Source organism: Inquilinus limosus MP06, from assembly GCF_000767795.1.
In the GTDB taxonomy this organism is placed as follows: Bacteria; Pseudomonadota; Alphaproteobacteria; order DSM-16000; family Inquilinaceae; genus Inquilinus; species Inquilinus limosus_E.
In genome coordinates, this window is sequence record NZ_JANX01000116.1 from 1 (window position 1) to 13,739 (window position 13,739).

The 13,739-nt window shown below is 70.4% G+C and carries 14 protein-coding genes; 5 read left to right on the plus strand and 9 right to left on the minus strand.

Annotation, left to right across the window (positions count from 1 at the left end; all coding sequences use genetic code 11):
• A partial coding sequence (locus P409_RS38835) for a Gfo/Idh/MocA family protein (protein ID WP_034836039.1) occupies positions 1–771 on the plus strand: 771 nt, incomplete at its 5' end.
• A 168-nt stretch (positions 772–939) separates the two neighbouring features.
• Positions 940–2,331, plus strand: coding sequence for an FAD-binding oxidoreductase (locus P409_RS11850; RefSeq protein ID WP_034836042.1), 1,392 nt, complete (start codon positions 940–942; stop codon positions 2,329–2,331).
• A 101-nt stretch (positions 2,332–2,432) separates the two neighbouring features.
• Here P409_RS11850 and P409_RS11855 read toward each other — a convergent pair whose 3' ends face one another.
• The 5 genes from P409_RS11855 to P409_RS11875 form a co-directional block, all read right to left on the minus strand.
• Entirely contained in the window at positions 2,433–3,161 is a 729-nt protein-coding gene (locus P409_RS11855) for a class I SAM-dependent methyltransferase (protein WP_034836071.1), read from the minus strand.
• Between the two features lie 64 nt (positions 3,162–3,225).
• The gene (locus tag P409_RS11860) at positions 3,226–3,552 is read right to left on the minus strand and encodes an NIPSNAP family protein (RefSeq protein ID WP_034836044.1); all 327 of its coding nucleotides are present in this window, start codon (positions 3,550–3,552) and stop codon (positions 3,226–3,228) included.
• Between the two features lie 87 nt (positions 3,553–3,639).
• Positions 3,640–5,055, minus strand: coding sequence for a ribosome biogenesis GTPase Der (gene der, locus P409_RS11865; RefSeq protein ID WP_034836046.1), 1,416 nt, complete (start codon positions 5,053–5,055; stop codon positions 3,640–3,642).
• A gap of 14 nt (positions 5,056–5,069) precedes the next feature.
• Entirely contained in the window at positions 5,070–6,392 is a 1,323-nt protein-coding gene (locus P409_RS11870) for an outer membrane protein assembly factor BamB family protein (RefSeq protein WP_034836050.1), read from the minus strand.
• Positions 6,393–6,403: 11 nt separating this feature from the next.
• Positions 6,404–7,045, minus strand: a complete 642-nt coding sequence (locus P409_RS11875; protein WP_034836053.1) for a tetratricopeptide repeat protein — start codon at positions 7,043–7,045, stop codon at positions 6,404–6,406.
• Positions 7,046–7,149: 104 nt separating this feature from the next.
• On the opposite strand from P409_RS11875, the gene P409_RS11880 reads away from it, so the two are divergent.
• Together P409_RS11880 and P409_RS11885 are read left to right on the plus strand one after the other, a co-directional pair.
• Positions 7,150–7,611 (plus strand): DUF2794 domain-containing protein, encoded by a 462-nt coding sequence (locus P409_RS11880; protein WP_052120432.1) that lies wholly within the window; start codon positions 7,150–7,152, stop codon positions 7,609–7,611.
• Between the two features lie 33 nt (positions 7,612–7,644).
• On the plus strand, positions 7,645–8,412 hold the full coding sequence (locus P409_RS11885) for an SDR family NAD(P)-dependent oxidoreductase (protein WP_034836055.1): 768 nt from the start codon (positions 7,645–7,647) through the stop codon (positions 8,410–8,412).
• Between the two features lie 176 nt (positions 8,413–8,588).
• On the opposite strand, the gene P409_RS11890 is transcribed toward P409_RS11885, so the two are convergent.
• Positions 8,589–9,236 carry a B3/B4 domain-containing protein gene (locus P409_RS11890; protein WP_238578662.1) on the minus strand — a complete coding sequence of 216 codons (648 nt, stop codon included), beginning with the start codon at positions 9,234–9,236 and terminating at the stop codon, positions 8,589–8,591.
• Positions 9,237–9,327: 91 nt separating this feature from the next.
• On the opposite strand from P409_RS11890, the gene P409_RS11895 reads away from it, so the two are divergent.
• Positions 9,328–9,948: a helix-turn-helix domain-containing protein gene (locus P409_RS11895; RefSeq protein ID WP_034836062.1), complete on the plus strand. Its 621-nt coding sequence runs from the start codon at positions 9,328–9,330 to the stop codon at positions 9,946–9,948.
• A 181-nt stretch (positions 9,949–10,129) separates the two neighbouring features.
• Here the strand turns inward: P409_RS11895 and P409_RS11900 are convergent, their stop codons facing one another.
• From P409_RS11900 to P409_RS11910, 3 genes are all read right to left on the minus strand, one after another.
• Positions 10,130–11,596 carry an NAD-dependent succinate-semialdehyde dehydrogenase gene (locus P409_RS11900; RefSeq protein WP_034836065.1) on the minus strand — a complete coding sequence of 489 codons (1,467 nt, stop codon included), beginning with the start codon at positions 11,594–11,596 and terminating at the stop codon, positions 10,130–10,132.
• A 305-nt stretch (positions 11,597–11,901) separates the two neighbouring features.
• Positions 11,902–13,182: a 4-aminobutyrate--2-oxoglutarate transaminase gene (gene gabT, locus P409_RS11905; RefSeq protein WP_034836068.1), complete on the minus strand. Its 1,281-nt coding sequence runs from the start codon at positions 13,180–13,182 to the stop codon at positions 11,902–11,904.
• A 90-nt stretch (positions 13,183–13,272) separates the two neighbouring features.
• The coding region (locus tag P409_RS11910; RefSeq protein WP_238578663.1) for a LysR substrate-binding domain-containing protein at positions 13,273–13,739 on the minus strand (467 nt) is incomplete at its 5' end.

Consider the following 13,739-nt stretch of genomic DNA (forward strand, 5'->3'; position numbering starts at 1 on the left):
GCCCACCAGGCCTGCCGGCGGCTGATCGACGAGGGCCGCATCGGCCAGGTCGTCGGCGGCGCCGCGGCGGTGATCTCGCGCGGCATGGAGAGCTGGCACCCGAATCCGGAATTCTTCTTCAAGCCGGGCGGCGGGCCGATCCTCGACATCGGGCCGTATTACGTCACCCAGCTGATCAACCTGCTGGGGCCGGTGAAGCGGGTGGCGGCGGTCGCCACCAAGGGCTATCCGACCCGCACGGTGACCAGCGAGCCGCTCAATGGCCAGATCATCCAGGTCGAGGTGCCGACCACGGTCAACGGCGTGCTGGAGTTCGAGAGCGGCGCCAACATCTCGCTGACCGCCTCCTGGGACGTGTGGAAGAACAAGCGCATCCCGTTCGAGATCTACGGCACCGAGGGCTCGCTGCTGGTGCCCGACCCGAACTTCTTCGGCGGCACGCCGCAGGTCACCGCCCAGGGCGGCGACTGGCAGGATGTCGACATCTCGGCCCATCCCTTCGGCGTGCCGAACCGGCCGCTGAAGGACGGCCGGTCGGTGGCCGATTACCGCATCATCGGCGCGCTCGACATGGCGGTGGCGATCCGCGAGGGCCGGCCGCACCGCGCCTCCGGCGACCTGGCGCTGCACGCGCTGGAGGTGATGGAGGCGTTCGGCCGCTCCTCGACCGAAGGCCGCCACGTCACCATCGAGAGCGTCTGCCAGCGGCCGGAGCCGGTGCCGTTGGGCGCCGACGAGTCAGTCTTCGTCGCGGCGCGCAAGGCGGCTTAAGATCGCCGCTTAACATATTGCTGTCATTGCCGGGCTTGACCCGGCAATCCAGAAGATGTCGACAGTCTCTGGATGCCCGGGTCAAGCCCGGGCATGACAGTTTGGGGGTTGCGGCTTGCCTGTACCGGCGGCCCCCGCCATTCTCGGCCGTCACCGACCGGGATCGCCATGACCACGCTCGACGCCGCCTTTCTTGCCCGCCTCGACGCGCTGCTCGGACCGGGCGGCGTGGCGCGGGCCGACGCCCTGGCCGGCATCGATCCCGGCTACCACCCCGGTAACCTGGCCGCCGGGATCCAGGCCTCGCCCCGCACGGTGGAGGAGGCATCGGCCGTGCTGGCGCTGTGCCACGAAGCCGACGTGTCCGTGGTGACCCATGGCGGCCGCACCGGGCTGGTCGGCGGCGGCGCCTCGCGGCTCGGCCAGATCGTGCTCAGCACCCGCCGGCTCGACCGCATCGTCGAGATCGACACCGCGGCCCGCCTGGCCGTGGTCGAGGCCGGGGTGACGCTGCAGCGGCTGCAGGAGGCGGCGGCCGAACATGGCCTGACCCCCGGCATCGACCTCGCCGCGCGCGGCTCCGCCACCATCGGCGGACTGATCGCCACCAATGCCGGCGGCATCGAGGCGTTCCGCCGCGGCACCATGCGCCACCGGGTGTTCGGGCTGGAGTTCCTGCGCGCCGACGGCACCGTCGTCTCCGATCTGGTGCGGGTGCTGAAGAACAACACCGGCTACGACCTGAAGGACCTGATCGCCGGGTCGGAGGGCACGCTCGGCATCGTCACCCGCGCCGTGATCCGGCTGGAGCGGCTGGTGCCCCCGGCGGCGACCGCGCTGATCGGTTGCGCCTCGGCCGAGGCGGCACTCGTCGCGGCGGCGCGGCTGCGCGACCGCTTCCCCGGCCGGCTGCGGGCGCTGGAGATCCTGTGGCACGCCTTCGCCGAGACGGTGGCGCAGGAGCATGGCGTGGCGCTCTCCGGCCTCGGCCTCGACCCGGCGCCGGTCTATCTGCTGACGGAGGCGGAGCAGGACCCGGATATCGACATCGCCGCGGCGATGGAGGCCGAGATCGGGGCGCTGTGGGAGGAGGGGCCGGTCACCGGCGCCGCCCTGGCGCAGAACGAGCGGCAGCGTGAGATGTTCTGGCGCATCCGCGACGATTCCGACGCGGTCAGCCGGCCCTGCCCGGACGCCAAGACCTTCGACGTCTCGGTGCCGCTATCGGGCCTGCCGGCCTATGTCGAACGCATCCGCGCCGACCTGGCGGCCACCTTCTCCCCGGCGATGCGGGTCTATGTCTTCGGCCATCTCGCCGACGGCAACCTGCATGTCATGGTCGGCGACCGGCCGGAGGGGTCGGAGGCGAAGATCGAGGCGATCCTCTATGACGGGCTGGCCGAGGCCGGCGGCTCCTTCTCTGCCGAGCACGGCATCGGACTGGAGAAGCAGGACGCGTTCCGGCTCTACGGCGACCCGGCGCGTCGGGCGGCGATGGCCGCGATCAAGGCGGCGCTGGACCCGAAGGGGATTCTCAATCCGGGGAAGATTATCGGGTAGATGCCTGTTTTTGTTCCCCTTTTCGGCCATACTTCATCTTCTGCTGTCATTGCCGGGTCAAGCCCGAGGATGACAAGAAATAGAAAGGAATAGGGAGGCGGTCACCCCAGCGGCCGGGCCTTCAGCCACAGGAACAGCGGCAGCCGCGACCATTGCCGCAGCCGGTCGTCGCCGTCGGGATGGTCCGGCTGGGGCTCGCGGATCGAGGTGATGGCCAGGCCGGCTGCCTCCAAGGCGGCGGCATAGGCTTCCAGCGGCTGCGACCAGCCGGCGAAGTCCATGCGCAGACCGTCGCGCTCCTCGCTGCCCTCGAAGCGCTCGCGACCGTAATAGCTGCCCTCGAACACGAAGGGGGCGTCGGGCTCCGGCCCGGCGAAGCGGCCGCGGTCGCGGAACGGGTGGACCAGCGACACCATCAGCGTGCCGCCCGGCCGCAGCACGCGGCGGATCTCGCGCAGCGCGCCCGGCACATCCTCGACATCCATCAGCACATTGTAGGCGACCACCAGGTCGAAGCTGCCGTCCTCGAAGGGCAGGTCGGCGGCGTCGGCCACCGCATAGTCCTGTGCCGACCCGGCCTCGGCCGCGATCTCCACCAGCTCGGCCACGGTGTCGGCGGCGGTGACGCGCCAGCCCAGCGCCGTCAGCTCGCGCGACACCCGGCCTTCGCCGCAGCCGAGATCCAGCGCCTCGCCCGAGCCGTGGCCGATCCAGGCCACCAGCGCGTCGCGATAGGCCCAGAAGGCGTCATGGCCGGGCTTGCGCGCCCAGGCGGTCCAGTCGCGGGCAACGCGGGCCCAGTGCTCGCGGTCGGCGGCGGTCTTCGTCATCATCGGTCTCCGGCAAAGGAAAAGGGCGGCCGGAACCGGCCGCCCCTGTCGGTCGACGGGTCGCCTACTTGACCTTTGAGAACGCCGTCGGCTTCAGGATGGTGTTGGTGATGCGCGACACGATCGGGCCGTCGCGCTCAGTCCCGGCGCGCTTCTCCAGCCATTCCGGATCGGTCGCGAAGGCGGTCCATTTCTGCTCCCGCTCGGCCAGCGACTCCCATTCCAGCAGGTAGTACAGGGCCTGGTTGCTCTCGCCGATCTCGACCGTCCAGAAGCCGGCCTGGCGGATGCCGAAGCGCTCCCAGATCTTCAAGGTGATGGTGTCGAAGCGGTTCAGCAGCGCCGGCAGCTTGCCCGGCTCGCAGTGATAGACGCGCAGCTCGTGAATCATTCCGATCTCCTCCCGCAGGGGAGGGGACTCTGGCCCCGCCGCGGCCCGATTGCAATCGTCCGGCAAAAACGGCGGCCGGTTGTGGCCTCAGTCCTTGTCGGCGAAGGGGTTCTTCGGCTGGCGCAGCATCATCCGGATCGGCACGCCGGTCAGGGCGAAGCTGTCGCGCAGCCCGTTGACCAGATAGCGCAGATAGCTGTCCGGGAACTCCTCGGCCTGGGACACGAACAGGGCGAAGGTCGGCGGCCGGGCCTTGACCTGGGTGATGTAGCGGATCTTCAGGCGGCGGCCGCGCACCAGCGGTGGCGGGTGCGCCTCCAGCATCGCCGGCAGCCAGCGGTTCAGCGGCCCGGTGCGCACCCGGCGGTTCCACACCTTGTGGATGTCCAGCACCGCGTCCATCAGCTTGTCCAGCTTCTGGCCGCGCAGGGCGGAGATGGTGACGGTCGGCACGCCGCGAACCTGCGGCATCGAGGTCTGCAGCCTGTCGCTCAGCTGCCGAAGCGCGGCGGCATGGTCCTCGACCGCATCCCATTTGTTGACCGCGATCACCAGGGCGCGGCCTTCCTCGATCACGTGCCGGGCGATGGTCAGGTCCTGCTTGTCCAGGATCGCCGCGGCATCCAGCAGCAGCACGCAGACATGGGCGAGGCGGATGGTCTCCAGCGTCTCGCCGACCGACATGAACTCGATCTTGTCGTCGTGCTTGTCGATCCGCGCCTTGCGCCGCATCCCGGCGGTGTCGACCAGGTGGATCGCCTGGCCGCGCCAGCTCCAGTCGACGCCGATGGCGTCGCGGGTGATGCCGGCTTCGGGCCCGGTCAGCACCCGCTCCTCGCGCAGCAGGGCGTTCATCAGCGTCGACTTGCCGGCATTCGGCCGGCCGATGATGGCCAGCCGGATCGGCCGGGCCAGATCGCGCTCCGGGTCGACCGTGTCGCTGTCGCCCTCATCCTCGAGCGCGACGTCGTCCTCCTCGTCCGTGGACGCGGCCGAAGCCTCGTCCTCGGCCGGCATCAGCGGCCGCAGCGCGTCGACCAGGTCGACCAGCCCCTCGCCATGGGCGGCGGAGATGCCGATCGGCTCGCCCAGGCCCAGCGACCAGGCCTCGTGCAGCCCGGCCTCGGCAGCGCGGCCCTCGCATTTGTTGGCCAGCAGCAGCACCTTGCCGCCCCGACGCCGCAGCCACTGGGCGAAATGCTTGTCCAGCGGCGTCACCCCGGCGCGGGCGTCGATCAGCATCAACGCGACATCGGCCTCGCGCAGCGCCGCCTCGGTCTGCTGCCGCATCCGGGCCTCGAGGCTGTCGTCGAACGCCTCCTCCAGCCCGGCGGTGTCGATCACGCGGAAGCTCAGATCGGCCAGACGGCCGTCGCCGAACCGGCGGTCGCGCGTCACGCCCGGCGTGTCGTCGACCAGCGCCGTGCGCTTGCCCACCAGGCGGTTGAACAGGGTCGACTTGCCGACATTCGGCCGGCCGATGATGGCGAGGGTGAAGGGCATGCGCTCGGGACTGCTCAGCGATAGGCGGTCAGGGTGCCGCCCGTGCTGACAATATACAGCGTTCCGTCCGCGACCACCGGGGCGATCCGCGTCGGGTCGGTCTCGAAATGCCCGGTGACCTCGCCGGTCTTGGGCGAGATCAGCACGCCGTTGCCGGTCGAGCTGGCCAGGATCAGGGTGTCGCCGGCCAGGACCGGGCCGGTCCAGGTGATCGGGCCTTCCTTGTCCTCGGGGTCGGTCCAGCGGTCCAGCTCGCGCACCCAGCGCACCTTGCCGGTGTTGCGGGCCAGCGCCACGACCACGCCGTCGATCGAGACCAGGTAGACCGTGTCGCCGGCCACCCAGGGCATCTGGGTGCCGCTGATCGGCTGCTCCCACACCGTGGCGCCCGAGCGCATGTCGATGCCGACCGCCTGGTTGCCGTGGCTGACCGCGACCACCAGGTCGCCGTCGATCGCCGGCATCGCGGTGATGTCGGCCAGCCCGGCCAGGGCGCCGGCGGTGCGGGCAGCGCCGCCGCCGACCGCGGCCGACCAGGCCGGCCGGCCGTTCTCGATGCGCAGGCCGTACAGCTCGCCCGACGAATAGGGCACCACCACCACGCCGTTGTCGACCGCGGCGCTGCCGCCGCCGAGCAGGGCCGAAGGCTCGGTGATGCCGGCATGGTTCCACACCTCGGTGCCGGTCTTGGCGTCCAGCACCTCGGTCTGGTTGTCGACGGTGATGGCGACCAGGCGGCCCTGGGTCACGGCCGGCGCGCCGCGCACCGGCCCCGCCAGCTTGGTGCGCCAGATCAGGCCGCCATTCTTCGGGTCGACCGCCACGGCCTCGCCGAAGCCGGTGGTGGCGTAGACCACGCCATCGGCATAGGCGGCGCCGCCGCCGATCGGCACGCTGTCCTGCTCCGGATCCGCCACCCGCACCCGCCAGTTCGAGCGGCCGTTGGATGCGTCGAGCGAGTTCAAGCGGCCGGAGGCGTCGGTGATGTAGACCTTGCCGTCGGCGATCACCGGGCCGGTCAGCAGCGCGGTGCTGCTGCTGTCACCGCTGCCGATGCTGCTGCTCCAGGCCCGCTGGAACGGGATCTTGAGCGCCAGGTTGCCGTTGACATGGTTGACCGCGCCGCCCGGGTTGCGCCAGTCGGGGTCGGTACGCACCGCCGGCAGCACGCTCGGCTGCCCGGCATCGGCCGCGGGCTCCAGCCCTTCGGTGCGGCTGATGACGGAGATCCGCTCGCCCGGCAGAGGCGTCTTGGCGTCCTTGAACCAGCTGCAGGCGCTGAGGACCGCGGCGAGCGCAAGGATGGAGATCCGGGGCAGCAGATGGCGTCGCCGCATGGGGTGGTCCCTCAATTGCTCGAAATGCTGAGGAGCTGTTCGGCCCGGCTGCGCACGCCGGGGGACGAGGCCGGGTCCTTGGACAGCGCCTCGAAGATCTCGCGGGCCTTGGCCGTGTCCTTCTGGCGCAGGGCCAGCAGGCCCTGCAGCTCGCGCGCCTCGGCACGCCAGGGGGCGCCGTCGGCGGCCAGCGGCTCCAGTTCGCCGTTCAGCGCCGCGGGGTCGCCGTCGTCGAGCCGGGCCATGACCGAATAGAGGCGGGCGAGGTCGCGCACCACCGAATTGACGCCGCTGTCGCCGGCGATCTGCTGGTAGATCTTGCCGGCCTCGTCCCGCTTGCCGGCATCGAGATTGGCGCGGGCCTCCAGCAGGCGGGCCAGGGCGGCGCGGTCGGCGCTGCTGTCGGCGGCGACCGCGGCATAGACGGAGGCGGCGTTCTTCGGGTCGGCGGCTGCCTGCTGCTGGGCGTCGACCAGCGCCCGGGTCTGCGACTGCGCCTGGCTCTGGCTGTAGCTGCGCCAGCCGACGACGGCGGCGGTGCCGACGACGATGGCGACCGCGCCGGCGATGATCAGCTTGCCATGGCGGTTCCAGATCGCCTTGACGCGATCCTCGCGCAGGGCTTCATCGACTTCGCGGAAGATATCGGTCATCACCAGGTTCCGAACAGGGCGCCGCCTCGGCCAGGGCAGCGCGGCCGAGCCGCCTTACCTAGACGATTGGTTCCGGGAAGACAATCCAAGGGTGTGGCAGCGGTATGGCGATGTTCGCCGACGCGGCATCCGGCCGGGGCTGCGACCCCGGCGCGCGCCGTCTGGACGCCGGCCCGGATTTGTCCAACACTTGGCTCACCGACTCAACGGTGTCGAGGCATTCCGTCCGGCGCATGTCGCAGGTTCTCGATCTCTCCCAGATTCGGCGCGGCCGCGGGCGCGTCTATTTCAACCGCGGCGAGCTCGGCCAGCTCCTCGGACTCTATTTCGACCGCGTCGCCGCCGGCGAATGGCGCGACTACGCGATCGACCACAGTGTCGGCATCGCCGTGTTCAGCGTGTTCCGCCACAGCCATGACCGTCCGCTGTACGGCATCGCCAAGACGGTGGGCGCGCAGGGGACGGAATACAGCGTCTATGAAGGCAAGCACCGGCTGAGCCGCAGCCGGGTCCTGGCCGAGGTGCTGGAGTTGTTCGAGCGCAAGCTGACGCTGGTCCGCGACTGACCCCGAATCCCCTTTCCCGATCCAGGCGTCATCATGACCGACTTCGCCCTTTATCCCAGCCTGCAGGACCGTGCCGTGCTGATCACCGGCGGCGGCTCCGGCATCGGTGCGGCCCTGGTCGAGCATTTCGCGCGGCAGAAGAGCCGGGTGGTGTTCTGCGACATCGACGCCGAGTCCTCGCGGGCGCTGGTCGAGCGGCTGGTGGGGGAGGGGTTGTCCGCGCCGGCCTTCCTGCCCTGCGACCTGCGCGACATCGACGCGCTGCGGGCCATGGCGCGGGCGGCGGAGGCGGCGGCCGGCCCGATCCGGGTGCTGGTGAACAATGCCGGCCACGACCAGCGCCACAGCATCGACGAGGTGACGCCGGACTACTGGGACGACCGGCTGGCGGTGAATCTGAAGCACCAGTTCTTCATGGTGCAGGCGGTGCGGCAGGGTATGCGCGACGCCGGCGGCGGCTCGGTGATCAATTTCGGCTCGATCTCCTGGCGTGCGGGGATGGGCGGGATGCCGGCCTACACGACGGCCAAGGCGGCGATCGAGGGCCTGACCCGCAGCCTGGCGCGGGACCTGGGCGCCGAGGGGATCCGGGTCAACTGCGTGCTGCCCGGCGCGGTGCGGACCGAGCGTCAGGTCAAGCTGTGGTACACGCCGGACTACGTCGAGCGGATCATGGCGTCGCAATGCCTGAAGGGCTTCGTCGAGCCGGACGACATCGCCCGCATGGTCGCCTTCCTGGCCTCGGACGACGCCCGCATGTGCACCAGCCAGATGTATGTGGTGGACGCCGGCTGGATCTGAGACCGGCCTCGGCATTCGGATTCTGGCACCATCGATGACCCCTGTCTGGATCTAACGGCGACGGCGGAAACCGCGCATTGTGCCACTGCCCCGGGATCGGCCCGGGCCGTTTCGATGCCCGGGAGGACCGGGGAAGGGAGAGGCGCAATGCGAGCGACCCGGGCCTGGACCTCGGCTCAGGCGCCCAGCAGCGCGGTCTCGATCCGGGCGTCCGGCGCGATCGCGCGAATGCCGTCGGCCAGTTCGCGGCCGACCGCCTCCAACGCTGCGATCGGCATCGGCTCCAGCCGCTCGATCACGAACCACATCTCGGTCGTCGGCAGATCCAGCCGGGTGCGCGGGCCCTGGCGCCAGTTCCAGCGCCGGCAGGTGACGCCGTGATCGTCGCGCCAGACCACCTCGCCCGGCTCGGGATGCTCGACCGCGGACTCGCCATTCGCGAAGGTCTCGAAGATCTCGTCGCCCGTCGCGCGCATCAGCCGCGGTGGTCCCTGATAGGCGGCCAGGTCCTCGCCGCCGATCGGCACCGCCCAGCGCACGCTGAGCGCGTTGTAGAGATCGACCATGCGGTTGATCGGCGGCAGCCCGCCGTCGCGCTGGGCCCGCTTGCGCAGCGCCTCGGCCGAACAGGGCGTGCGCTGCGGCTTGGCGCCGAAGCCGCGATAGGCCTCGCGCCAGGCCTCCAGATGCGCCGCCGTCCAATCGGGCCCGGTCGTCGCGGCCTGGCAGGCCTCGGCCAGCCGGGCGGCGCTCTCGGCGTCGCTCGGGCCGTTGCGGGCGCCGCGAGCCACCAGGCTCAGCGCCACGAAATCCGGGCGCAGCATCCGGACTGCGGAATCAACGACAGGTGGGGCGGACAGCATCGGCTCGGTTCGTTAAAATGACCGGAGAGTTCATTTTGTTGAATAGGCCGAGATGACCGGGCAGGTCAACACGGAGGGCACCAAGGCCCCCGACGAACCCGAGGCGGCGACCGCCGCGGCGGTGGCGCGCCATGTCGCCGAGCGGCGGCGGGCGCGACGCCTGTCGCTGGACGCGCTGGCCAGGCTCTCCGGCGTCAGCAAGGGCATGCTGGTGCAGATCGAGAACGCCCGCTCCAATCCCTCGATCGGCACGCTGTGCCGGGTCGCCGCGGCGCTCGGCGTCTCGGTGGCGGAGCTGGTGGATCTGGGCGGCGCGGATGCGGTGCGGCTGGTCGGGCCGGAGGAGACGGCGCGGCTCTGGGCCGGTCCGGAGGGCGGCGCCGCGGTGCTGCTGGTCGGCGGCGACGGGCCCGACATGCTGGAGCTGTGGCAGTGGGAGCTGAAGCCGCGGGAGCGGCACGTCTCCGACCCGCATCCGCCGGGCACGCGCGAGCTGCTGCACGTCACCGCCGGCACGCTGCTGCTGGAGGTTGACGGCCGGCCGCATGAGGTGCCCGCCGGCACTTCGGCGCTGCTGCACAGCGACCGGCCGCACGCCTATGCCTGCAAGGGCGCGCGGCCGGTCCGCTTCACCATGGCGGTCATGGAACCGCACGCGATGCGGCGGTTCTGAAGAAGGGGAGAGCAGGCGACGCTCCTGCAGGCGTTGCCCTAACGGCCACCAAAAAGATCGTCATTGCGAGCGCAGCGAAGCAATCCAGGGTCGTTTGGCGTGGCCCCTGGATTGCTTCGTCGGCTTCGCCTTCTCGCAATGACGGCTCTTTCCTGGAACCGCCATCGCGAGCCTGCTCGTCCTACGCGCCCATCCCCGCCAGCAGGACGTATTTCAGCTCCACGAACTCCTCGATGCCGTGATGCGAGCCCTCGCGGCCGAGGCCGGATTCCTTGACCCCGCCGAAGGGCGCCACCTCGGTGGCGACGATACCGGCATTGACGCCGACAATGCCGTACTCCAGCGCCTCGGCCACCCGGAACACGCGGCCCAGGTCGCGGGCGTAGAAATAGGCAGCCAGGCCGAAGGGCGTGGCGTTGGCCTGGGCCACCACATCCGCCTCGTCGCGGAAGCGGTAGACCGGGGCCAGCGGGCCGAAGGTCTCCTCCTGCGTCACCACCATCTCGGTGGTGGCGCCGGACAGCACGGTCGGCTCGAAGAAGGTGCCGCCCAGCGCGTGGCGGTGGCCGCCGGTGACGACGGTCGCGCCCTTGGCCACGGCGTCGGCGATGTGGCGCTCGGTCTTCTCCACCGCCTCGGCGGTGATCAGCGGGCCCTGGACCACGCCCGCCTCGGTGCCGTTGCCGACCTTCATCGCCTTGACCTTCTCGGCGAAGCGGGCGACGAAATCGTCATAGACCGCGTCCTGGACATAGATCCGGTTGGCGCAGACGCAGGTCTGGCCCATGTTGCGGAACTTCGAGGCCAGGGCGCCCTCGACTGCGGCATCGATGTCGGCGTCGTCGAAGACGATGAAGGGCGCGTTGCCGCCCAGCTCCAGCCCGACCTTCTTCACCGTGTCCGCGGCCTGGCGCATCAAGAGCTTGCCGACCTCGGTCGACCCGGTGAAGCCGAGGAACTTCACGGCCGGGTGGCCGGTCAGGACGCGGCCGATCTTCGGCGCGTCGCCGGTGATCACGTTCAGCACGCCGGCCGGCACACCGGCGCGCACCGCCAGCTCGGCCAGGGCCAGCGCGGTCAGCGGCGTCTCCGGCGCCGGCTTGACCACGGCGGTGCAGCCGGCGGCCAGGGCCGGCGAGACCTTGCGGGTGATCATCGCCGCCGGGAAGTTCCAGGGGGTGATCGCCGCGACCACGCCGATCGGCTGGCGCATCACCAGGATGCGGGCGTCGGCACGGTGGCTCGGGATGGTCTCGCCGTAGATGCGCTTGGCCTCCTCGGCATAGAACTCGACGAAGGAGGCGGCGTAGTCGACCTCGCCGCGGGCCTCGGCCAGCGGCTTGCCCTGCTCGCTGGTCATGATCAGGGCGATATCGTCCTTGTTCGCGATGATCAGGTCGAACCAGCGGCGCAGGATGGCCGAGCGCTCCTTGGCGGTCTTTTTCGCCCAGGGGCCGAAGGCGGCCTCGGCGGCCTCGACCGCGTCGGTGGCCTCGGCCTCGCCGAAGCGCGGCACGCGGCCCAGCGTCTCGCCGGTCGCCGGGTTGGTCACCGGGTCGACGGCCTCGCCGATCCAGGATCCGCCGATCAGGGCCTGGCTCTTCAGCAGGGTGGGGTCGTTCAGGGACAGGGTGGTCACGGTCGACATTGGGGGACCTCACGGGGTCACGGAACGGAATGCTCTTGTGGCGAGGCCGCACACCCCCTCACCCGAAATCGCTGCGCGATTTCGACCTCTCCCCAAGGAGAGGTGAAGGGGCGGCGCTCGTTTCCCTCTCCTTGGGAGGGGGAGGGTCAGTGAACCTTTGGCTCAGAGATCGTTTCGAAATGCGCTGGTGTGAGTCGGCTGGTGGTGGTTTCGAGAACCGGAGCGCAGCGCACATTTGGTGCGTGAGCACCGGAAGCGGAGAAACCGCCATCAGACGGCCGCACCAGTAGCATTTCCAAACGATCTCAGGCGGCGGCCAGGGCAGTCTCCAGCACGTCCAGGCCCTCGTCGACGATGGCGTCGCTGGCGGTCAGTGGCACCAGGATGCGGATGACATTGGCGTTGACGCCGCAGGACAGCAGCACCAGACCGTTCTCATAGGCCTTCTGGGTCACCCGCTTGGTGGCGTCGGCATCGGGCTCGGCGGCGCCGCGCGACTTGACGATCTCGAAGGCGACCATGCCACCCAGGCCGCGGATCGCGGCGATCGGCAGCAGGTCGTTGCGGCGCGACAGCGTCTCCAGCCGCGCCTTGATCCGGGCGCCGATGGCGTTCGAGCGGTCGAGCAGCTTCTCGTCCTTGAACACCTCCAGCACCGCCAGCGCCGCGGCGCAGGACAGCGGGTTGCCGGCATAGGTGCCGCCCAGCCCGCCCGGGTCGGCCGCGTCCATGATCGGCGCCCGGCCGATCACGCCGGACAGCGGGAAGCCGCCCGCCAGGCTCTTGGCGACGCAGATCAGGTCGGCCTCGACGTCGTAATGCTCCATCGCGAACATCTTGCCGGTGCGGCCGAAGCCGGTCTGCACCTCGTCGGCGATCAGCACGATGCCGTGCTCGTCGCAGATCCGGCGCAGGGCGCGCATCAGCTCGGCCGGCACCTCGTAGAAGCCGCCTTCGCCCTGCACCGGCTCGAGGATGATCGCGGCGACGCGCGACGGGTCGACATCGGCCTTGAACAGGAAGTTCAGGTGGCGCAGCGAATCCTCGACCGTGACGCCGTGATGGGCGACCGGGAACGGCACGTGCCAGACATCGGGCAGGGTGGGGCCGAGGCCCTTCTTGTAGGGCACCACCTTGCCGGTCATGGCCGAGGCCATGACGGTGCGGCCGTGGAAGGCACCGGTAAAGGCGATGACGCCGGACCGGCCGGTGGCGGCGCGCGAGATCTTGACGGCGTTCTCGGTCGCCTCGGCGCCGGTGGTGAAGAACACCGACTTCAGCGGGCCGGAAATCGGGGCCAGCGCGTTCAGCTTCTCGGCCAGCTCGATATACGGCTCGTACATCAGCACCTGGAAGCAGGTGTGGGTGAAGTTCTCCATCTGCGCCTGGACGGCGGCGATCACCTTCGGGTGGCAGTGGCCGGTGTTGACCACGGCGATGCCGCCGGCGAAGTCGACATAGCGCTTGCCCTCGACGTCCCAGACCTCGGCGTTCAGCGCGCGGGCGGCGGAGATCGGGGTGGTGTGCCCGACCCCGCGGACGACGGCGGCGTTGCGGCGCTGAAGAAGCTCGGCATTGGTGGTCATGGGCATCCTCTTGGGTTCGGGCCTTGCGCTAGAAGGTCGGTGCGGCAGGGCCGCTGCACAATCGCCTAGTTTGAACGTGTCTGGTGCATTCTATGCACCATTGCCGTTCGCGGTCGCGAACAACGCCCGCAGCCAATCGCGCAGCGTGGCCAGGCCGGGCTCGTCCCAGCGTGCCGCCTCCGACAGGAAGTAATAGCCGCCGAGGCGGATGTCGGACGGCACCATCTCCACCAGCCCGCCGGCGGCCAGGTCCTCCCCGGCCAGCACGGCATTGGCCAAAGCGACGCCCTGGCCCAGCCGGGCGGCCTCGATCGCCAGATGGGCGTGCCACAGCCGCGGGCCGCGTAGCGGCGGCACGTCCGGCACCCCGGCGCGGCGCAGCCAGCGCTGCCACTGCTCGGTCGATTCCTCGTGGATCAGCGGCACCCGCAGCAGGTCGGCCGGCGCCGCGACATCGGCGTGGCGGGCGCGGAAGGCGGCGCTGGCCACCGGGAGACGCGGGGGCTGGACAGCAGCTCGGCCGCACCCGTCGCGCGGCCCGGCCGTCTCCAGATAGA